Genomic DNA, 19,620 nt, shown 5'->3' with positions numbered 1-19,620 from the left:
AGGTGGGGGCTGCAAGCATTGGTAGGTTTTACCCTTAGGCTGCGCCGATCATCTTGCGCAGCACGTAGTGAAGGATACCACCGTGGCGGTAGTAAGCCAGCTCGTTTACCGTGTCAATTCGGCACTTGGCATCAACGCTACGTTCCCCGTCGGCATTTTTGATCACGACTTTGACGGTGCCACCCGGCGTCAAATCGCTTAAACCGGCAATCGAAATTTCTTCATCGCCCGTTAATCCTAACGTTTGGCGGCTTTCCCCCTCGGCAAACTGTAGCGGTACAACGCCCATGCCGATCAGGTTAGAGCGGTGGATGCGCTCAAAGGATTCGGCGATCACCGCGCGAACGCCCAGCAAGCGTGTGCCTTTGGCTGCCCAATCCCGTGAAGAGCCGGTGCCGTACTCTTTCCCGGCAATCACGACCAGCGGCTTGCCTTCCTCTTTGTACTTCATGGCCGCGTCATAAATAGCCATCTGTTCGCCACTGGGCACATGGCGTGTTTCACCACCGACAACGCCATCGAGCATCTCATTTTTGATCCGCACGTTGGCAAAGGTGCCGCGCATCATGACTTCATGGTTACCCCGGCGTGAACCGTAGGAGTTGAAGTCGACCGGCTTAACGCCGTGCTCTTGCAGGTAGCGGCCAGCCGGGCTGTCGGGCTTGATGGCGCCCGCCGGGGAGATATGGTCGGTGGTCACCGAGTCGCCTAGCATCGCTAGAACACGAGCGTTGTGCACATCTTCGATGGCATCCGGCTCGCGGCCCATGCCTTCAAAGAAGGGCGGGTGCTGAATGTAGGTCGATTCAGGCCACTGGTAGACCTTGCTCTCTGAAACGTCGATCGCTTTCCAGACGTCGTCACCCTCAAACACCGCGCCGTACTCTTTACGGAACATCGCGGTATTGACCTTCTCAACGGCGCTGGCGATTTCTGCTTGAGTGGGCCAAATGTCTTTGAGATAGACAGGCTCGCCGCTGCTGTCTTTGTCAACAGGTTCCTTGGTGAGGTCACGCTGAACATTGCCGGCCAGGGCGTAGGCGACCACCAGGGGCGGCGAGGCCAGCCAGTTGGTTTTAACCAACGGGTGAACCCGGCCTTCGAAGTTCCGGTTACCAGACAGCACCGAAGCGACGGCAAGGTCACCATCGTTAATGGCTTGCTCAATCTCGTCAGGTAGGGGGCCGGAATTACCGATACAGGTAGTGCAGCCGTAGCCGACCAGGTTGAAACCCAGTGCATCCAGGTCGTCGTTTAACCCAGCGGCTTCCAAATAATCGGTGACGACTTTGGAGCCAGGGGCCAATGATGTCTTCACCCAAGGCTGAGTGGTTAGGCCTTTTTCGCGTGCTTTACGGGCCAGCAAGCCCGCTGCCATCATCACGCTGGGGTTGGAGGTGTTAGTACACGACGTAATGGCCGCAATTACCACCGCGCCAGGGTCGAGGCTAAAGTCCTGGTCATTAAGTTTAACGGCTTGGCTAGTGTCGTGTTCAAAGCTGCGTTCCACACCGACCGCGGTTTGACCGCCTTCAGAGGAGAGTTTCCCTTTAGCGGTTGAATCTGCTTTGACGTCTTGCTGCATAAACTTGTCGAAGGCTGCCGCCATATCCTGTAGAGCGACACGGTCTTGCGGGCGTTTGGGGCCAGCCAGACTGGCTTCGACCTCGGTCATGTCCAGTTCCAGCGCATCGGTGAAGATCGGCTCATCGCTGGGTTCGCGCCACAGCCCTTGGGCTTTGCTATAGGCTTCAACCAGTGCAATTTGCTCATCTTCACGCCCGGTTAGGCGCATATAGTTCAGGGTTTCATCGTCTACCGGGAAGAAACCGCAGGTAGCACCATACTCAGGTGCCATATTGGCAATCGTCGCGCGATCCGCCAGGGGCAGGTCTTTCAAGCCGTCGCCGTAGAACTCAACAAATTTTCCTACCACGCCTTTTTTACGCAGCATTTCGGTAACGGTTAGTACTAAGTCAGTGGCGGTAATGCCTTCGCGTAGTTTGCCCGTCAATTTAAAACCGATGACTTCGGGGATTAGCATTGATACCGGCTGACCGAGCATGGCTGCTTCGGCTTCGATACCGCCCACACCCCAGCCAAGTACGCCCAGGCCGTTGATCATGGTGGTGTGGGAGTCAGTGCCCACGAGCGTGTCGGGGTAGGCGAAGGTCTTGCCGTCTTCGTCTTTGGTCCATACCGCTCTGCCTAGATACTCCAGGTTGACTTGGTGGCAAATGCCGGTGCCAGGCGGTACTACGCTAAAGTTATCGAATGCCTGCTGACCCCAACGCAGAAACTCATAGCGTTCACGGTTGCGCTGCATTTCGATATCCACGTTCTCTTGGAACGCGGCGGGGTTACCAAATTTGTCGACCATTACCGAGTGGTCAATGACCAGGTCGACCGGTGATAGCGGGTTGATCTTGGCTGGGTCTTCGCCAAGGCTTTCGACAGCAGCGCGCATAGAGGCTAAATCCACCACGCCAGGGACGCCGGTGAAATCTTGCATTAAGACACGTGCCGGCCGGTAGCCTATTTCACGGCTGGAATAACCTTCTTCCTGCCAGTCGACCAGGGCCTGCATGTCTTCTTCAGCCACACTTTCGTCATCGCCGAAGCGCAGCTGATTTTCGAGTAGGATTTTGAGCGTCTTGGGAAGCCGGTCAATGCTGCCCAGTGCCTCTGCCGCTTTGGGTAGGCTGTAATAGTGGTACGTTTTACTGCCCACCTCTAAGGTGCTTAGCGTATCGGGTGTCTTGCTCATGGGTTTCTCCTCTGATTGCTGAGTGTTGCCCTCAGCGTGACGGTCACGATCTTCCTGTCGTATTGATTACCCTAGTATGGCTTACCCCAGTATGGCGTGATTTAGTAATAACACATGGGTGTTTGCATCGTCTCTTTCAAGGTTTCTTCGCCTAATAGCGTAGATGAAACCTTGCAATAGCTTGTACTTGGCACCATTTCAGGCAGACTCTGTGCCTAATTTTTTATAAAGCTTTTACCCAGCTATCAATAAAGCTATCAGTCAGATCTTTACAAGGTGGTGTCATGGAAACTCGTCATGAGCGTTTGATTATTCTTGGATCCGGCCCGGCAGGCTATACGGCCGCTGTGTATGCCGCACGGGCAAACTTGAAGCCATTGCTGATCACCGGTATCCAGGCGGGTGGACAATTGACCACCACAACGGATGTCGATAACTGGCCGGGCGATGCGCAAGGTGTCCAAGGCCCCGAATTGATGGAGCGCATGAAACAGCACGCTGAACGTTTTAATACCGAAGTGCTGTTTGATCATATCAATGAGGTTAGCTTAGGCGAAAAACCCTTTACGTTGAAAGGCGACAGCGGCATTTATACCTGCGATGCGCTCATTGTCGCTACCGGCGCCAGTGCCCGTTATCTGGGTTTGCCCACCGAGCAGCAGTTTATGGGCCAAGGGGTGTCTGCCTGTGCTACCTGCGATGGCTTTTTCTATCGCAACCAGGAAGTCATTGTCGTCGGTGGTGGTAACACCGCCGTCGAAGAAGCGCTCTATCTCTCTAACATCGCTTCCAAAGTCACGCTGGTACATCGCCGGGATACGCTGCGGGCAGAAAAGATTCTGCAGGATAAACTGCTTGAGAAAGCCGCCGCCGGCAAGATCGCCCTTGAATGGTTCCAGGAAGTCGAGGAAGTACTCGGCGATAACTCAGGCGTTACTGGGGTGCGAGTTAAGTCCACTAAAGATGGTTCCAGCAAAGAGATCCATGCGCCTGGGCTTTTTATCGCCATTGGTCATAGCCCCAACACCGGCATTTTTGAAGGTCAGCTAGCCATGAACGGTGGTTATATTAAAGTAAACGCTGGTCTTGAAGGTAATGCCACCGCCACCAGCGTGCCCGGCGTGTTTGCCTGCGGCGATGTAATGGATCACATTTACCGCCAAGCGATCACCTCTGCCGGTAGCGGCTGTATGGCGGCGCTGGATGCCGAGCGTTATTTAGACGGCATTGCCGGGTAACGTTGCACTCTGTTCTGAAGCGCCTAACAATCGATAGGCGCTTCATCGATTCTCAGACGCCCCAACTGGCTCAGCACTAGTTTTTTCCCCTGCGACTCTTTGGCACCGTTACCTGAACAAATAGCAAAACTGCCGTTATAACCGCTGGTATAGCCCAATGAGCTGTAGCGAATGCGTGACCAACCCCGGCTGTAAGTTACTTGGGTGCCTCGCTCGGCAGGCATAACGCGCAAAATATCGTCGGCTTGAACGTTATCTGTTTGATCCCCCTTTACGATCATAAGCTCACCGCCCCATTCGCTACTGCATGCCGTGCGGTCCTCAGTCGCCGGGCAAAGCGTGATCTGGCGACGCTGGCTGATGGCCGTATTGCGCGCTAATGAAAACGCGCTTTGTAATCGATTGATTTCGCTGGTCTGCGCGGTTCGCTCACCCAATGCTTGAAAATTAGGCAGCCCCCAGGCGGTCATAATGCCAACTAACAGCAGCGTGATCAGTAGCTCAAGCAACGTAAACCCGCTTTCAGGTAGCGTACGTGTGCCGTTATGGCCATCGTTCATCGCTTCTCCTTACTTGACCTTGTTATGGCGCGCGCTATGCTCAGTGCCCGGTGTCAACGGCCATGATTAGCTGGTGGCTTAATCAGCCTAGGCGATAGCCACTCTTTTTTATGTAAGCCAAAACGGACAATGTTGTGAGCGATTTCTTAATTATTGGTGGCGGCGTGATCGGCATGATGACGGCGCTGCAGCTAGCCGATGCGGGTCAGCAGGTCACGCTGGTGGATCGTGGCGAGTGCGGTAAAGAGGCCTCGTGGGCCGGTGGCGGTATCGTCTCACCGCTTTATCCGTGGCGATACGACGCTGCGATATCGCAATTATCACGCTGGTCGGAAGGCGTTTACCCCTCGTTGGCTTTACGCTTGCTGGAAGAGACAGGCATTGATCCTGAGTATCGCCAAAAAGGGCTGCTCTACCTGAACGTAGATGACGCCGATAGTGCTCTGTGCTGGGCTCGACAGCTGGGTAAACCGCTAGAGCGGGTGGGGGCGGATTTCGTCCACGATAAAGAGCCTGGCGTGGCAATGGTGGGCGACAGTGCGCTATGGATGCCGACCCTGGGCAGTGTGCGTAACCCGCGTTTAGCCAAAGCGTTGAAGGCGCGGCTAACGGCGATGCCTCAGGTAACGCTGAGAGAGCAGTGCGAGGTTAGTGGCTTTATCCAAAAGGATGGCCAAGTGGAGGGAGTGGTTAGCTCACAAGGGCCGTTAATTGCTGGGCGCATTGTGGTGTGCGGCGGTGCTTGGGCTGCTCAACTATTAGCGCAGCTAAATGTACAGCTGCCGGTAAGGCCGGTAAAAGGACAGATGATCGCTTACCAGGCACCCAAGGGGTTAGTGCAGCGTGTGGTGTTAAAAGATGGGCGTTATATTATTCCGCGTGCAGACGGGTTGCTGTTAGTCGGCTCTACGTTAGAGGAAGCTGGGTTTGATAAGACCACCGACGCGGCAGCCCTGGCATCGCTAAAACAGAGTGCCGAAGCCATTCTGCCTGCCTTGGCAACCTGCCCGGTAGCGCATCAATGGGCCGGGCTTCGCCCGGGTTCACCGGCGGGCATTCCTTTCATCGGTGCCCTTCAAGAATGGCCTAACGTATACATTAATGCGGGGCACTATCGTAACGGCTTAGTGCTGGCGCCTGCATCGACCCATTTATTGGCGGATCAACTGCTGGGGCGCGAGCCATTAATCGACCCCGCGCCTTACCAGCCCACGCCCGAGCGGCTTATTCAGGCTTAAGGCGCGCCGTCTTTCTCCTGCTGCTCTTGTAAAAAGCGGTCGCGGTGCGCGCTGGAGCAGAACCACTGCTCGTGGTCGCGCAGCGCTTCATCTTCAGGTATGTGCACCTCGCACCAGCGGCAGCGCACCATTTTACCGCCTTCATGGCGATTGACTTGTTTGTGCTGCGCTTCATGCTCAAACTTACGTTGTCGGTAGATGCCGTAGAGCTTTAAACCGGCATAAAATACAACGGCGAAGATAATCAGCCGAATGATCAAGAGGTTCATCCTTATTTTGTCTCCCGATTGAGGGAACGAGGCTTGGGATTGACGCATGGCCTTTGCCAGTTGGCGGCCCTTGCGGGACAATACGACTATGACGGTGTAACCCTATTTCAAAGATTCTCAAGAGATTTTGACGCCCATGCAAGACTTAACGCTGGTAATGGCCCAACTCGATCCTCTGGTCGGGGATATTCCCGGCAACGCCGCACGCGCGATTGAAGCAGTGCGTGAAGCACGGATTGAGCATGGGGCAGATATTGTTGTCTTTCCTGAGCTTTTTTTGTCGGGCTACCCGCCTGAAGATCTGCTGTTGCGCCCCTCAATGGAAACCCGCCTGCGTGAAGCCCGTGCGCTAATGGCATCGAAAGTCGCCAGTGATGTGCTGGTCATTATTGGCTACCCCGGCGTGCGGGAAGGGCGTTGCTACAACCTGGCGGGTCTGCTCTACAACGGGCAGTGGGAAGCTGAGTACGCCAAGCAGGCGCTGCCTAACTATCAAGTGTTTGATGAGCAGCGCTACTTTACGCCCGGCACTGAGACACTCGTTTATGAGCATAAGGGCGCCAAGCTGGGCATCGTGATCTGCGAGGATCTATGGGATGGCGCGCCGGTTAAGGCCGCCGCGCAAGCTGGCGCTGAGGTGCTAGTCTCTTTGCACGCCTCTCCCTATCATCAGGACAAGCCCGCGGAACGGCTGCGCCTGTTGGAGGAGCACGCCCAGGATACGCAGCTTCCCATTGTGTATGTGAATACCATCGGTGGTCAGGATGAGCTGGTGTTTGATGGCGGATCTTGCTGCGTTAACGCCAGCGGTGAGTTGCAGGTGCTGGCACCGTATTGGCAGGCAGGCCTAATGCCGGTTCAGTTTTTGCAAACCAGCGCGACGGTGTGGGAACCCCAAGCCGGAGAGATTGACCCTGAGGTGGAGCCGGAAGAGAGCCTTTACTGTGCGCTCGTTACCGGGCTGCGCGATTATGTCAACAAGAGCGGTTTTGACGGCGTTGTGCTGGGGCTTTCCGGCGGTATCGACTCAGCGCTTTCGCTGGCGATTGCGGTGGATGCGCTAGGCGCTCAACGGGTGCAAGCGGTGATGATGCCGTACCACTACACGGCGGATATTTCCAAGCAGGACGCCGCTGAACAGGCCAAGATGCTGGGGGTTCACTACGAGATCATGCCGATTGAGCCCATGGTCGACGCCTTTATGACCACACTGGCTGAAAGTTTTGCCGGTACGCAACGCGATACCACGGAAGAGAACCTGCAGTCGCGCTGTCGCGGTGTGCTATTGATGGCGATTTCCAATAAGAAAGGCTTGATGGTGCTGACCACCGGCAACAAGAGCGAAATGGCGGTGGGTTATGCCACGCTGTATGGCGATATGGTGGGCGGCTATAACGCCATTAAGGATGTGTATAAAACCTGGGTTTATCGCCTTGCCCGCTGGCGCAACACGCAATCACCTGCTATTCCTGAGCGGGTGATTGAGCGCCCACCCAGTGCCGAGCTGGCGCCTGATCAACAAGATAGCGATTCCTTGCCCGATTACGATGTGCTCGACGCGATCTTAGTCAGCTACATTGAAGGCGATATGAGCGCTGAGGCAATTATTGCCGCTGGTTTTGACGAGGAAGACGTTTATAAAGTGGTTAAGCTCGTCGACCGCTGCGAGTATAAGCGCCGCCAAGCCCCGATTGGCGTGCGGGTGACGCCACGCGGTTTTGGCCGGGACCGCCGCTACCCGATTGTTAATGGTTGGCAGCCCGGCGCGTGATCAAACTTAGCGATTCATAAAGACGCTGTTGAGGTATCTTAAAAACTTTCCCACTCAGGTTCGGCCTGCTGAGCCTTTGCAGCAGGCAGTGTACCCATCGTATTAGACGAATGAGCACGCACAGGTGCCAATGCGGTACGCGGCGCCTGTACGCTTTGGGGGGATTCGGGCAGCTTGAAGACTTCCATGGCATGCAGCAGAGAGTGAGCGTTTTGACGCAGGTTGTTGGCGGCGGTGGCGCTCTCTTGTACCAGAGCCGCGTTCTGTTGGGTCACGTGATCCATCTCGGTCACTGCTCTACCTACTTCTTGCACGCCAGTGCTCTGCTCGGCGCTGGCATTACTAATTTCTTTCATGATGCTATTCACGCGCTCGATGGCCGCCACAATTTCAACGGTTGATTTGCTGGCTTCTTCGGCGCGTTCATTGCCATGGTTAACCCGTTCTAGATTCTTGGAGATCAGGTTGTTGATTTCCCGGGCAGCGTCGGCACTGCGCTGGGCAAGCCTGCGAACTTCTTCAGCAACGACCGCAAAACCACGCCCGTGTTCGCCAGCGCGGGCAGCTTCGACCGATGCGTTAAGGGCCAGGATATTGGTTTGAAAAGCGATTGAATCAATCGTCGAAATGATGCCTGAAATTTCCTGTGAACTTTTATTCAGATCGTTCATGGTGTCTACCACCTGATGAACTGCTTCCCCGCCGCGAGTAGCGGTGCGTGAAGCGCTCGTCGCTTCTTGGCTTGCCTGTTCTGAGTTCTCGGCGTTAAGTTTTACAGTGCTATTGAGCTGCTCCATGGCAGAGGCCGTCTCGGCCAATGCGCTTGCCTGCTGTCCAGTACGTGAGGAGAGATCATTATTACCTTCAGCAATTTGCTCGCTATTGCTGGCAACTGCCTCTGCAGAGGCGCGAACCTGCGTCACAATAGTTTGTAATTGATGTGCCATGGCAACCTGAGACGCCATAATGCTACGTGTATCGCCCTCTTTGAGTTGCCCTTGGCTGGTTAATTCACCACGCCCAATAGCTTCTGCAAACGCTTTGACTTCGTGGGGTTCGGCACCTAGCTCACGCAGTAGCTGGCGGGACAAGAACACGGCAATAAATCCACCAATTAGCAATGCAAACAGTGTCAGGCCCAGCATCTGCATTTGAAAGCCGGAAGCGGTGTCGCGAGCGTCAGTGGTGGTCGCATCGTTTAATTCTTGTTGTAGGTCGATAAATTGATTAATGCGGTTTAGCCACTCTGTGTAGGCGGGGCCTGCTTGTTCGAGCAGCATCGTTTGAGCATTTGCATACTCATCCGCTTGGCGGGCGGCAATAACCTGCTCAGTTAAGGTCTGTGTGATCTCCGCTTGGTCATTAATACTGTTAACAATACTCTGTTCTTGTGGACTGCCAGCGTGCTGGCTAGTTACTTGCTGCATACCTGTTTCTGCAACACTGTAAGCATCTCGAAGGCGCTGTATTTCGCTCTCTAGCGCCCCCAGGTTGCCGTTGCCTGAAGTAATGACAATGTCTCGTAATACGATGGCGCGATCGTGCACGCTGCCACGCCAATCCACCGCAAACCGCTGTTTAGTACCGTTGACATCGTTGATGGTGGTTAGGCCACGGTCAATTTGATTGACTTGGTAAATCCCGACGGCGGTTAACAAGATCAGTAACCCCAGCAGAGCAGAAAATCCTATCGCTAAGCGTGTGCTGATCTTGGTATTGCTGGCACGGGTGTTAAACAGTGGCATCGATTGCTCCCTCAGGCGCCGTTCAGGCGCTGTATTATGTAAGACGAGCAAATCATAGTCTGTTGTACAATTTTTGTATAGAAATAATATTTATTTGTACAATTCTGCCTTTATTAGCTTTTGGTTGTGGTGTCAAAGAGTTGCTTTGATGGCCAATAAAAAAACCACGCCGGAGCGTGGTTTAGTCAAACGTGCTTGTACAGCTTTTAACAGCGATATACGCGTGCCGCCTTAATCATTTTGACCTAAGTGTTTTGGAACAAAGCGGTTGCCTTCTAACTGCTCATGATCAGGCGCGTTTTCACGCAGTACCGCTAGCACCTCATTGGCGCGATCATCCATGTCCAAGCCTTGATAGCCTTCTACCATGGTGGCTAGGGCATCCCGGGTGGCGCTTGATTCAGGATAGTTTTCGACGACCCAGCGGCCACGCTCAACCGCTGCCAAATAGGCCCCGCGGCGTAGGTAGTAATCGGCGACATGCAGTTCATGGCGGGCCATTAGCTCACGTAGATAGACGATGCGCTGCTGGGCATCCGGCGCATATTCACTCTGCGGGTAGCGTTGGATCAGCTCGCGGAAATCATTGTAGGCATCCCGCGAGGCGCCCAAATCGCGCTTGGAGATGTCGATCAAGCGCAGGCGCTCTAAGCTGAAGCGGCCTGCTTGCCACGCCGAAAGGCCGCGAAGATAGTAGGCGTAGTCTACCTGGGGGTGGTCGGGGTGAAGGCGAATAAAGCGGCTAGCCGCTGCCCGGGCTTCTTCCCAATTGCTATTTTCATAGTAGGCATAGATCAGCTCAAGCTGTGCCTGCTCAGCATGGGCGCCAAAAGGGTAGCGTGTATCGAGCGCTTCTAAACGCTCAATCGCGATCGGGTAGCGGTTGCTGTCTAAGGCCGTGCGGGCCAATTCATAGAGCTCGCGCTCCTGCACCCCAGCAAATTCATCTTCCTCTTCTTCACTGGTGTCGTTACTCGCACAGCCCGCTAAAAGGGCAAGGCTTAGGGCTAGAGCACCAAAGCGGTTGGCAGCTGAAAAAACGCGCATCTTCATCCTCGTTGCAAACAAGCCTCAATCACCAAAAAGCGGCGATGGCCATAAGTAGAAATGGTAGAATAGGTCGCAGTCCGCCCACTATAAAACACCTCGACATAAAACGCAGGCTTAGCGACGTTTCGTCAGGTGCCGTCAATATTGATTTTTACATGCTGAGGCTGATTTTTCGCCTTGCTGGGGTTTTTTTCGCGCTTTAAAGAGGTTTTTCATGTCTCGAATAGTTGAAGACACGCAGCGTGTGCCCGCCACACTGGCCGGTGCGCGGTTAGACCAAGCGGCGGCGGAGTTGTTCAGCGATTACTCACGTGAACGCTTAAAAGCGTGGATTAATGCCGGTGAATTAACCGTGGATGGCGTGCAAGCCAAGCCGAAGGCCAAGCTACATGGTGATGAAGTGTTGGCACTGCAGGCCACCATCGAAGACGATACGCGCTTTGAAGCGCAGGATATCGCGCTGGATATCGTGTATGAAGACGACGCGGTAATCGTCATTAATAAAGCGGCGGGTATGGTCGTTCATCCTGCTGCAGGCAACCCTGATGGCACGCTGCTCAATGCCTTGCTTTACCATCACCCGGCGCTTGCTGAAGTGCCACGCGCGGGTATCGTTCACCGCCTGGATAAAGATACCACCGGCTTGATGATGGTGGCGAAAACGCTGCCCGCTCAAACCGTGCTGGTGGATCAGTTGCAGGCACGCAGCGTGTCGCGCCAGTACGACGCGGTGGTGATTGGTAAGCCGGTCTCTGGCAGTACCATTGATGCGCCTATTGGCCGACATCCGAAAGACCGTAAGCGCCAAGCGGTAACGACATCGGGCAAACCTGCGATTACGCATTTTCGCGTGGTTGAACGGTTCCGTGCCCATACCCATGTACGCTGTAAGCTGGAAACAGGGCGCACCCATCAAATTCGTGTGCACATGGCCCATGCCCGTTATCCATTGATTGGTGATCCCATGTATGGCGGCCGTGCCAAGCTGCCGCCAGGCGCTGCGGAGCCATTGAAGGAGATCTTGCGCGAGTTTCCGCGTCAGGCGCTACATGCTCGGAAGTTGATTTTCAAGCATCCGGTCAGTGGCGAAACCGTTACTTTTCAGGTCGATCTCCCTGATGATTTGCTAATGTTGTTGGATTACCTGCGCGAAGATAATGAGACGATGAGATGAGCGATGCCATTAATTTAAGGCCGACGCTTTTAATGCCTGACTGGCCAGCGCCGGCCAATGTGCGAGCCTTTGTGACCACTCGTGAATCGGGGCCTAGTCAGGGGGATTTCGCCGCTTTCAACACAGCCGCTCATGTCGGCGATAACCCCGACCATGTCGCACTGTGTCGCCGCCTGTTGCAAAAAGAGATTGGGGATGAACGGCCGCTACTGTGGCTTAACCAGACTCACGGTGCCCGCGTTCAGCAGGTTTTCGAACCTAACGTCGCCGATGCGGATGCTGCCATTGCTACGTCTAATGAGTACGCCTGTGTGGTGCTGACAGCTGACTGCCTGCCGGTCATGCTGTGCAATCGCGCTGGAACCCAGGTCGCCGTTGCCCATGCGGGGTGGCGTGGTTTGGCAGGTGGCGTGCTGGAGGCGACGATTGCTGCAATGAATACCGATCCCGAGGACATTCTTGTGTGGTTGGGCCCCGCAATTTCCAACGCTCAGTTTGAGGTTGGCCCGGAGGTCTATGGTGCCTTTGTGGCAGTGCATCCTGACATCGCCGACGCTTTTGATCATAGTCCCTACCGGCTGGGTCATTACATGGCCGACTTGTACCGGTTGGCGCGGTTTCGTTTGGAAGCGCTAGGCGTGAACAATATAAGCGGTGGCCACTTCTGCACTGCCTGCGAGTCGCGTTTCTACTCCTACCGTCGCGATGGCGGTAAAACCGGCCGCATGGCCAGTGTGATCTGGATCAATTAAACCAGTGGTTTGTTCACACACCTCTTGAAAAGCATGGAACTGACGCCATTTAACTTGTCAAGCTAATCGTGGTTTAGCACGTTCAACGACAGGTTGCCGGGTTACGCGGTGCGTCCAAACGCACGGCACCCCCAGGAGGAATTTCATGCGTTTTGATAAATTTACCGCCAAGCTCCAAAGCGCGATTGCCGAGGCGCAGTCACTGGCCGTTGGTCGCGGCCATAATCAGCTAGATCCCGCTCATTTGCTGCTGGCTCTGCTCGATACCAAAGACACCGGTATTAAAGCCCTGATTGAAAAAGCCGAGGGGAGTCCCTCGCGTCTGCGCGATGGGTTGATGCAGCAACTGGATAATTTACCCAAGGTAGGCCAGTTCGATGGTGAAGTGCAGCCATCGCGGGACTTTATCAAGCTGTTCAACTTAACTGACCGTGAAGCGCAAAAGCGCGGCGATCAGTTTATTGCCAGTGAGCTAGTGCTGCTGGCAGCGCTTGAGATGAACTCGGCCCTCACCAAGCTGCTGAAAGACGCAGGTATTAATCGAAAATCCCTCGAAGCGGCTATCAATAGCCTGCGCGGCGGCGCCACAGTGGACGATGCTAACGCCGAAGATCAGCGTGAAGCGTTGAACAAATACACCATGGATCTTACCCAGCGTGCGCTGGACGGCAAACTGGATCCGGTGATTGGTCGCGACGATGAAATTCGCCGTACGATTCAAGTACTGCAGCGGCGTACTAAAAACAACCCCGTATTAATCGGCGAGCCGGGCGTGGGTAAAACCGCCATTGTCGAAGGATTGGCCCAGCGTATCGTTAACGGTGAAGTGCCTGAAGGGTTAAAAGATAAGCGCGTACTCTCGCTGGATATGGGCTCGCTGCTCGCCGGCGCGAAGTTCCGTGGTGAGTTTGAAGAGCGCCTAAAAGCCGTGCTCAAAGAGCTTTCCCAGGAAGAGGGGCGGGTAATTCTGTTTATTGACGAGCTGCACACCATGGTCGGCGCAGGCAAAGCCGAAGGCGCCATGGATGCAGGCAATATGCTCAAACCTGCCCTGGCTCGCGGTGAGCTGCACTGCGTCGGTGCGACCACGCTTGATGAGTATCGCAAGTATATCGAGAAAGACGCCGCGCTAGAGCGCCGCTTCCAGAAGGTGTTGGTGGATGAGCCTTCCGAAGAGGACACCGTGGCGATTCTGCGCGGCCTGAAAGAGCGCTATGAAGTACACCATGGTGTGGATATCACCGACTCGGCGATTATTGCGGCGGCCAAGCTCTCAACGCGCTATATCTCAGACCGGCAGTTGCCAGACAAAGCCATAGACTTGATTGATGAAGCCGCCTCGCGGATTCGTATGGAACTGGACTCCAAGCCCGAAGAGATGGATCGCCTTGATCGGCGTCTGATACAGCTCAAGATGGAGCGAGAAGCGCTCAAGAAGGAGACCGATGAGGCGAGCAAAAAACGCTTGGAAGCACTGAGTACCCAAATTCACGAGCTAGAACGCGAATACGCTGATCTTGATGAAATTTGGAAAGCGGAAAAAGCCAGTATTCAAGGGGCGGCCCAGTTTAAAGCCGACCTTGAGCAGGCTCGCCTAGATCTAGAACAGGCGCGTCGTCAGGGTGACCTGGGACGGATGTCGGAAATTCAGTACGGCAAGATTCCAGCACTCGAAAAGAAAATTGCCGAAAGTGGCGAAGGCGAAGCGGATACCTCAAGCCACCAATTGCTGCGCTCCAACGTGACCGAAGAGGAGATCGCTGAAGTGGTTTCCCGCTGGACGGGCATCCCGGTTTCCAAAATGCTTGAAGGCGAGCGCGATAAACTATTGCGCATGGAAGAGGCGCTGCACGAGCGGGTCATCGGGCAGGATGAAGCCGTTGAGGCGGTGGCGAACGCAGTGCGCCGCTCTCGGGCAGGGCTTTCAGATCCCAATCGCCCCAATGGGTCATTCCTATTCCTCGGCCCTACCGGCGTAGGTAAAACCGAGCTATGTAAGTCGCTGGCCAACTTCCTGTTCGATACCGAAGAGGCGATGGTGCGTATCGATATGTCGGAGTTTATGGAGAAGCACTCCGTGGCTCGTTTGATCGGTGCCCCTCCTGGCTACGTCGGCTATGAAGAGGGTGGCTACTTAACCGAAGCTGTTCGGCGCAAGCCATACTCGGTGCTGCTGTTGGATGAGGTGGAGAAAGCGCACCCGGATGTCTTCAATATCCTTCTACAGGTGCTGGAGGATGGCCGCTTGACCGATGGGCAGGGTCGCACGGTGGACTTCCGCAATACCGTGATCGTGATGACCTCCAACATGGGCTCGGATATTATCCAGCGCATGGGGGGAGATGATAGCGACTATGAAGTAATGAAAAACATGGTCATGGAGGTGGTGGGTAACCACTTCCGGCCTGAACTCATCAACCGTATCGATGAAGTGGTGGTTTTCCACGCACTGGGACAAGAGCAGATCCAGGCGATTGCCGGTATTCAGTTAGAGCGTTTGAAGTTACGCCTTGCTGAGCACGACCTGAAGCTGGAGGTCAGTCCTGAAGCCATGGCGCAATTGGCGGTAGTCGGTTTTGACCCTGTGTATGGGGCGCGGCCACTCAAGCGGGCGATTCAAAGCCGTATAGAAAACCCGCTGGCGCAAGACCTGCTGGGGGGCAAGTTTACTCCCGGCGATACCATTCATATCACTGCCGAAGAGGGCAAGTTGGTGTTTAGCTAATCATTGGCAACGCCTTTTTTGCGCAATTGAATAGGGAAAAAGCCCTGCTAGCGTTGCTGGCGGGGCTTTTTTAATGGCTTCTTGCGACCTTTGTTGCGTTTGGCCCGATCGGAGGTTGACAGGCTGAGGGCGCTAATGGAATCTTGTCGGTTCCTGATTTGCGGGCGCGGACTCAACGGGCAACCCCTAATCCCCGCGCGAAGGGTAGGCGAAGGCCTCTACCCGCCGAAGGACTTCCGGGCTTGGGCTAACCGCTCAACCTGGCCAACGCCCCGACACGGCGAACTGCCGTGATAAGAGTGCAGGCCCTAACCGGGCCTACTGCCAGGGTTTGGCATCAGGTGCCGGCAAGGGCCGGCAGCGGCATACCGCCGCACTCGACACCGTGCCCGTGTGGGTACGGATCGCACTCGAGACCTCCAGGGGAGAAATACAGTGGAACTGCTTTCCGGCGCAGATATGATCGCCCGCTTCTTGCAAGATGAGGGCATCGAATACATTTATGGTTACCCCGGCGGTGCAGCGCTGCATATTTATGATGCACTCTTCCGCCAGGACAAGGTGAAGCACATTTTGGTGCGTCACGAACAAGCGGCTACTCACGCTGCCGATGGCTATGCTCGCGCCTCGGGCAAAGCGGGCTGCGTGCTCGTCACTTCAGGCCCCGGTGCAACGAATGCCGTTACCGGTATTGCCACCGCCTACATGGATTCCATTCCCATGGTAGTGCTGTGTGGCCAGGTGGCCAGCCACCTAATTGGTGAAGATGCCTTCCAGGAAACCGATATCGTCGGTGTGACACGCCCGATCGTGAAGCATAGCTTCTCAATCCGTCACCCGTCTGAAATCCCGGAAGTGTTGAAAAAGGCGTTCTACCTGGCGTCGACCGGTCGCCCCGGCCCGGTGGTGGTCGATATCCCAAAAGACATGACTGCTCCCACTGAGCGCTACGAATACGTTTATCCGAAAAAGGTCAAACTGCGTTCGTATAACCCGGTAACGCGTGGCCACACCGGTCAGATCAAGAAAGCCGTCGAAATGATGCTGAAGGCCAAGCGCCCAGTGTTTTATACCGGCGGCGGCGTGGTGACGGGCAAAGCCAGCGAAGGCTTGACTGACTTGGTTAAACAGTTGGGATATCCGATTACCACTACGTTGATGGGCATCGGCGCGTATCCGCAAAGTGATCGACAGTGTTTGGGCTGGTTGGGTATGCACGGCTCTTATGAGTCGAATATGGCCATGCACCACGCCGACCTGATTATTGCCATTGGGGCGCGCTTTGACGACCGGGTCACCAATAACACGTCGAAGTTCTGCCCGACAGCTAAAATCATTCACGTTGATGTCGATCCAAGCTCGATCTCTAAAACGGTACGTGCCGATGTGCCCATCGTTGGCCCGGCTTCCAGCGTTATCAATGAGATGATCAGCTTGGTGCAGGGGCATAACGTTGCGCATCCTGAAGCACTGACGGAGTGGTGGGAGAAGATTGACGGCTGGCGCGCCGACCGTGAAGGCAAGCTTTATGAGCCGTCCAAGCCCGGCGAAGCGCTGAAGCCACAGGAAGTCATCGAAGCACTCTGCCGTGTTACGCGGGGTGAAGCTTATGTGACGACTGATGTTGGTCAGCACCAGATGTTCGCTGCTCAGTACTACAAGTTCGACAAACCCAACCGGCTGATTACCTCCGGTGGTTTGGGCACCATGGGCTTTGGCTTCCCTGCTGCGATGGGTATTAAACAGAACTACCCGGATGATGATGTGGTGTGCGTCACCGGTGAAGGCAGCTTCCAGATGATGATGCAAGAGCTCTCTACCTGTAAGCAGTACGGGGTGGGCGTTAAGATCGTTAATCTTAACAATGCATCGCTGGGCATGGTGCGTCAGTGGCAGGATTTGAACTATAAGTCACGTCATGCACATTCTTATATGGAGTCGCTGCCCGACTTTCATATGTTGATTGAGGCATATGGGTTCACCGCGATTACCGTCAATACGCTTGACGAGCTTGAGCCAGCGCTAGAGCGTGCGTTTGCTGATAAGCATGAGCTGGTGTTTCTTGACGTGAAGGTCGACCCCTTTGAGCACGTCTATCCGATGCAGGTACCGCTAGGTGCCATGCGCGACATGCTGCTGTCTAAAACGGAGCGTACCTGATGCGTCATATCATCTCGATTCTGTTAGAAAACGAACCGGGTGCGCTGTCACGTGTAGTCGGGTTGTTTTCCCAGCGTAACTTCAACATCGAAACGCTGAATGTTGCCCCAACGGAAGACCCATCGCTGTCGCGCTTAACGGTGACTACCGTGGGCGATGACCGGGTGATAGAACAGATCACCAAGCATCTTAATAAGCTGATTGATGTGGTGAAGCTGGTGGATCTCACCGAAGGTAACCATATCGAACGCGAATTGATGTTGGTGAAGGTGAAGGCGCTTGGTGCGGCGCGTGATGAAGTGAAACGTACGGTGGATATCTTCCGTGCGCAGATCGTCGATGTGACGCCAAGCCTGTACACGGTGCAGATCACCGGCGATGCGGGCAAGCTAGATGCTTTCCTTCAGGCCATGGCGCCGGTGGGTATTCTTGAAGTTGCCCGTACTGGGGTTTCGGGTATTGCCCGGGGTGATAAGGTTTTGTCGCTCTAAGCCCGAAAGTACGCAGTCTTTACAGCTAGCCCTTAAAAACAAGACTTAAACGTAAGCATAAGCGTCGCTCCTTTCCCAGAGCGGCGCTTTTTAGTTATTAGCCTGTTAATGCTTGTTGACGCCAGCCCCCACAATGCAGCAATTGGCTGGCTGAGTGGCACTCACCGTGTAGAATGAAAGCGACTACGGTTCCCGTGACTTCACTTTTAATGGATGAAACCTATGACACAGGACGCTCGCGATCAAGAGCACTCAAACTCTGATCAGTCAAATCCAGGCCAGCCTGATGAGGCTGAACAGCAAGACAGTGCTGATCAATCAGAAGTAGTTGGCAACGAGGATTTGGCGGCTGCCTTCTTACGTGAAACCGAAGTGGTTGAAGAGACTGTTGAAGACGGCAAAAAGATTCGCCGTCGTGGTATCTATTTACTTCCTAATTTATTTACCACTTCAGCGCTTTTCGCTGGCTTCTTTGCGGTTGTCGCTGGCATTAATGGTGAGTTTACCTCAGCTGCCGTGGCGATCTTTATTGCAATGGTATTGGATGGCTTGGATGGCCGTGTTGCGCGAATGACCAATACGCAAAGTGAGTTTGGGGCCGAATACGACAGCTTGGCGGATATGATCTCGTTTGGGATGGCGCCTGCATTAGTCGCTTTTACCTGGATTCTGCAGGACATCGGTAAAACCGGCTGGGTAGTCGCCTTTCTTTATGTTGCCTGTGCCGCGCTTCGCCTAGCGCGCTTCAATGTGCAGATTGGCAGCGTGGATAAAAAATGGTTTATCGGCTTGCCGAGCCCCTCTGCCGCAGCGCTGGTAGCCGCGAGTGTATGGACTTTCCATAGCTTTGACGCTGATGCCTTTGGTTTCAAACTGTTGATGTTGGTAGTGGTGGCAGCAGCAGGCGTATTGATGGTGAGTAACATCCGTTACTACAGCTTTAAGGACCTCGATTTTAAAAAGCCGGTGCCTTTTGTTGTGCTGTTAGCCATTGTGTTGGCGTTTGTGATGATCTCGGTTGAACCTTCAGTAATGCTGCTATTACTGTTTGGTACTTATGTAGCTTCCGGGCCTGTGTTAGCCGTAATGCGCAAAGCAAAACCGAAGAACTGAAACTTTTCCCTACTCATTTTAATAAACCTCTTGCCAACCCGGCAGCAAAACCGTAAAGTACGCATCCGCTGCCGGGGACGCCAAGCGTTACCAGCGGTGAATAAGGTGTAAAAGCCTTGGTTTGTCAGGAAGTTAGCGCAAGTTTCATCGCTCGCTTCGCCCGCTAAACACAGCGGTTGACAACCACCAGGAAATGCGTAGAATACGCCTTCCTCGCTGAGGCAAGCCAAGTCAACGGCTCGCCAGTCAAACACAGCGAAACAGCTCTTTAACAATTTGATCAGGTAATTCATGTGGGCGCTTGCTGATGTTGGTGACAAATCACCAAATATCAAGGCAAGCGACTCAAGCAATAAGGTTTTTCGAAACCTGTTTTGAATGAATTCGTTTGAACCTTGAGCCAAGTTTGATCCGCTTTTGTTGCCTTCGGCTAGTCCTGAGGTAAACGAGTAAGGATCACAATGATTGTAAACTGAAGAGTTTGATCATGGCTCAGATTGAACGCTGGCGGCAGGCCTAACACATGCAAGTCGAGCGGTAACAGGGGTAGCTTGCTACCCGCTGACG

The 19,620-nt window shown here is 54.4% G+C and carries 15 protein-coding genes and 1 rRNA gene; 10 read left to right on the top strand and 6 right to left on the bottom strand.

What is annotated here, in order from left to right:
• Nucleotides 1–34: 34 nt before the first annotated feature.
• Entirely contained in the window at nucleotides 35–2,767 is a 2,733-nt protein-coding gene (gene acnA, locus HUO07_RS18800) for an aconitate hydratase AcnA (protein WP_176304781.1), read from the bottom strand.
• 284 nt (nucleotides 2,768–3,051) lie between these two features.
• On the opposite strand from acnA, the gene trxB reads away from it, so the two are divergent.
• A complete protein-coding gene (gene trxB, locus HUO07_RS18795) occupies nucleotides 3,052–4,005 on the top strand; it encodes a thioredoxin-disulfide reductase (RefSeq protein WP_176304780.1) in 954 nt (317 codons plus the stop codon).
• Nucleotides 4,006–4,028: 23 nt separating this feature from the next.
• Here the strand turns inward: trxB and HUO07_RS18790 are convergent, their stop codons facing one another.
• Complete coding sequence (locus HUO07_RS18790; RefSeq protein ID WP_176304779.1) at nucleotides 4,029–4,565, bottom strand: GspH/FimT family pseudopilin; 537 nt, start codon at nucleotides 4,563–4,565, stop codon at nucleotides 4,029–4,031.
• Nucleotides 4,566–4,699: 134 nt separating this feature from the next.
• Here HUO07_RS18790 and thiO point away from each other — a divergent pair, with 134 nt between their 5' ends.
• Entirely contained in the window at nucleotides 4,700–5,803 is a 1,104-nt protein-coding gene (thiO, locus tag HUO07_RS18785) for a glycine oxidase ThiO (RefSeq protein WP_176304778.1), read from the top strand.
• Here thiO and HUO07_RS18780 read toward each other — a convergent pair.
• The gene (locus HUO07_RS18780; protein WP_176304777.1) at nucleotides 5,800–6,072 is read right to left on the bottom strand and encodes a PP0621 family protein; all 273 of its coding nucleotides are present in this window, start codon (nucleotides 6,070–6,072) and stop codon (nucleotides 5,800–5,802) included. The two genes, thiO and HUO07_RS18780, sit on opposite strands and share 4 nt — an antisense overlap.
• Before the next feature lie 136 nt (nucleotides 6,073–6,208).
• Here HUO07_RS18780 and HUO07_RS18775 point away from each other — a divergent pair, with 136 nt between their 5' ends.
• Complete coding sequence (locus HUO07_RS18775; RefSeq protein WP_176304776.1) at nucleotides 6,209–7,843, top strand: NAD+ synthase; 1,635 nt, start codon at nucleotides 6,209–6,211, stop codon at nucleotides 7,841–7,843.
• 38 nt (nucleotides 7,844–7,881) lie between these two features.
• Here HUO07_RS18775 and HUO07_RS18770 read toward each other — a convergent pair whose 3' ends face one another.
• Together HUO07_RS18770 and HUO07_RS18765 are read right to left on the bottom strand one after the other, a co-directional pair.
• Nucleotides 7,882–9,588, bottom strand: coding sequence for a methyl-accepting chemotaxis protein (locus HUO07_RS18770; RefSeq protein WP_176304775.1), 1,707 nt, complete (start codon nucleotides 9,586–9,588; stop codon nucleotides 7,882–7,884).
• Between the two features lie 231 nt (nucleotides 9,589–9,819).
• The gene (locus tag HUO07_RS18765; RefSeq protein ID WP_176304774.1) at nucleotides 9,820–10,635 is read right to left on the bottom strand and encodes an outer membrane protein assembly factor BamD; all 816 of its coding nucleotides are present in this window, start codon (nucleotides 10,633–10,635) and stop codon (nucleotides 9,820–9,822) included.
• A gap of 217 nt (nucleotides 10,636–10,852) precedes the next feature.
• Here HUO07_RS18765 and rluD point away from each other — a divergent pair, with 217 nt between their 5' ends.
• The 6 genes from rluD to pssA all read left to right on the top strand — a co-directional run bounded on the left by rluD (nucleotide 10,853) and on the right by pssA (nucleotide 19,053).
• On the top strand, nucleotides 10,853–11,812 hold the full coding sequence (rluD, locus tag HUO07_RS18760) for a 23S rRNA pseudouridine(1911/1915/1917) synthase RluD (protein WP_176304773.1): 960 nt from the start codon (nucleotides 10,853–10,855) through the stop codon (nucleotides 11,810–11,812).
• A complete protein-coding gene (pgeF, locus tag HUO07_RS18755; protein ID WP_176304772.1) occupies nucleotides 11,809–12,564 on the top strand; it encodes a peptidoglycan editing factor PgeF in 756 nt (251 codons plus the stop codon). Before rluD ends, pgeF begins: the two co-directional genes overlap by 4 nt.
• Before the next feature lie 145 nt (nucleotides 12,565–12,709).
• On the top strand, nucleotides 12,710–15,289 hold the full coding sequence (clpB, locus tag HUO07_RS18750; RefSeq protein ID WP_176304771.1) for an ATP-dependent chaperone ClpB: 2,580 nt from the start codon (nucleotides 12,710–12,712) through the stop codon (nucleotides 15,287–15,289).
• Nucleotides 15,290–15,724: 435 nt separating this feature from the next.
• Nucleotides 15,725–17,449, top strand: a complete 1,725-nt coding sequence (locus HUO07_RS18745) for an acetolactate synthase 3 large subunit (RefSeq protein ID WP_176304770.1) — start codon at nucleotides 15,725–15,727, stop codon at nucleotides 17,447–17,449.
• A complete protein-coding gene (gene ilvN, locus HUO07_RS18740; RefSeq protein ID WP_007113940.1) occupies nucleotides 17,449–17,940 on the top strand; it encodes an acetolactate synthase small subunit in 492 nt (163 codons plus the stop codon). Before HUO07_RS18745 ends, ilvN begins: the two co-directional genes overlap by 1 nt.
• A gap of 213 nt (nucleotides 17,941–18,153) precedes the next feature.
• Nucleotides 18,154–19,053, top strand: coding sequence for a CDP-diacylglycerol--serine O-phosphatidyltransferase (pssA, locus tag HUO07_RS18735; protein WP_422822707.1), 900 nt, complete (start codon nucleotides 18,154–18,156; stop codon nucleotides 19,051–19,053).
• Here pssA and HUO07_RS18730 read toward each other — a convergent pair.
• Nucleotides 18,996–19,457 (bottom strand): hypothetical protein, encoded by a 462-nt coding sequence (locus HUO07_RS18730; protein ID WP_176304768.1) that lies wholly within the window; start codon nucleotides 19,455–19,457, stop codon nucleotides 18,996–18,998. The genes pssA and HUO07_RS18730 overlap by 58 nt on opposite strands.
• 65 nt (nucleotides 19,458–19,522) lie before the next feature.
• Between HUO07_RS18730 and HUO07_RS18725 the strand changes: the two genes are divergently transcribed.
• Nucleotides 19,523–19,620: ribosomal RNA gene (locus tag HUO07_RS18725) — 16S ribosomal RNA — on the top strand; the annotation flags it as partial.

Origin of the sequence: Vreelandella maris (genome assembly GCF_013371085.1) — a bacterium.
GTDB lineage: Bacteria > Pseudomonadota > Gammaproteobacteria > Pseudomonadales > Halomonadaceae > Vreelandella > Vreelandella maris.
This window is presented reverse-complemented; position numbering and strand designations above follow the sequence as displayed.

Bases quoted from the DNA above. Each gene is read 5' to 3' on its own strand.
- pssA (WP_422822707.1), top strand. From the start codon at position 18,154: ATGAAACCTATGACACAGGACGCTCGCGATCAAGAGCACTCAAACTCT.
- trxB (WP_176304780.1), top strand. From the start codon at position 3,052: ATGGAAACTCGTCATGAGCGTTTGATTATTCTTGGATCCGGCCCGGCA.
- clpB (WP_176304771.1), top strand. From the start codon at position 12,710: ATGCGTTTTGATAAATTTACCGCCAAGCTCCAAAGCGCGATTGCCGAG.
- ilvN (WP_007113940.1), top strand. From the start codon at position 17,449: ATGCGTCATATCATCTCGATTCTGTTAGAAAACGAACCGGGTGCGCTG.
- HUO07_RS18780 (WP_176304777.1), bottom strand. From the start codon at position 6,072: ATGAACCTCTTGATCATTCGGCTGATTATCTTCGCCGTTGTATTTTAT.
- HUO07_RS18775 (WP_176304776.1), top strand. From the start codon at position 6,209: ATGCAAGACTTAACGCTGGTAATGGCCCAACTCGATCCTCTGGTCGGG.
- acnA (WP_176304781.1), bottom strand. From the start codon at position 2,767: ATGAGCAAGACACCCGATACGCTAAGCACCTTAGAGGTGGGCAGTAAA.
- HUO07_RS18790 (WP_176304779.1), bottom strand. From the start codon at position 4,565: ATGAACGATGGCCATAACGGCACACGTACGCTACCTGAAAGCGGGTTT.
- HUO07_RS18770 (WP_176304775.1), bottom strand. From the start codon at position 9,588: ATGCCACTGTTTAACACCCGTGCCAGCAATACCAAGATCAGCACACGC.
- pgeF (WP_176304772.1), top strand. From the start codon at position 11,809: ATGAGCGATGCCATTAATTTAAGGCCGACGCTTTTAATGCCTGACTGG.
- HUO07_RS18765 (WP_176304774.1), bottom strand. From the start codon at position 10,635: ATGCGCGTTTTTTCAGCTGCCAACCGCTTTGGTGCTCTAGCCCTAAGC.
- rluD (WP_176304773.1), top strand. From the start codon at position 10,853: ATGTCTCGAATAGTTGAAGACACGCAGCGTGTGCCCGCCACACTGGCC.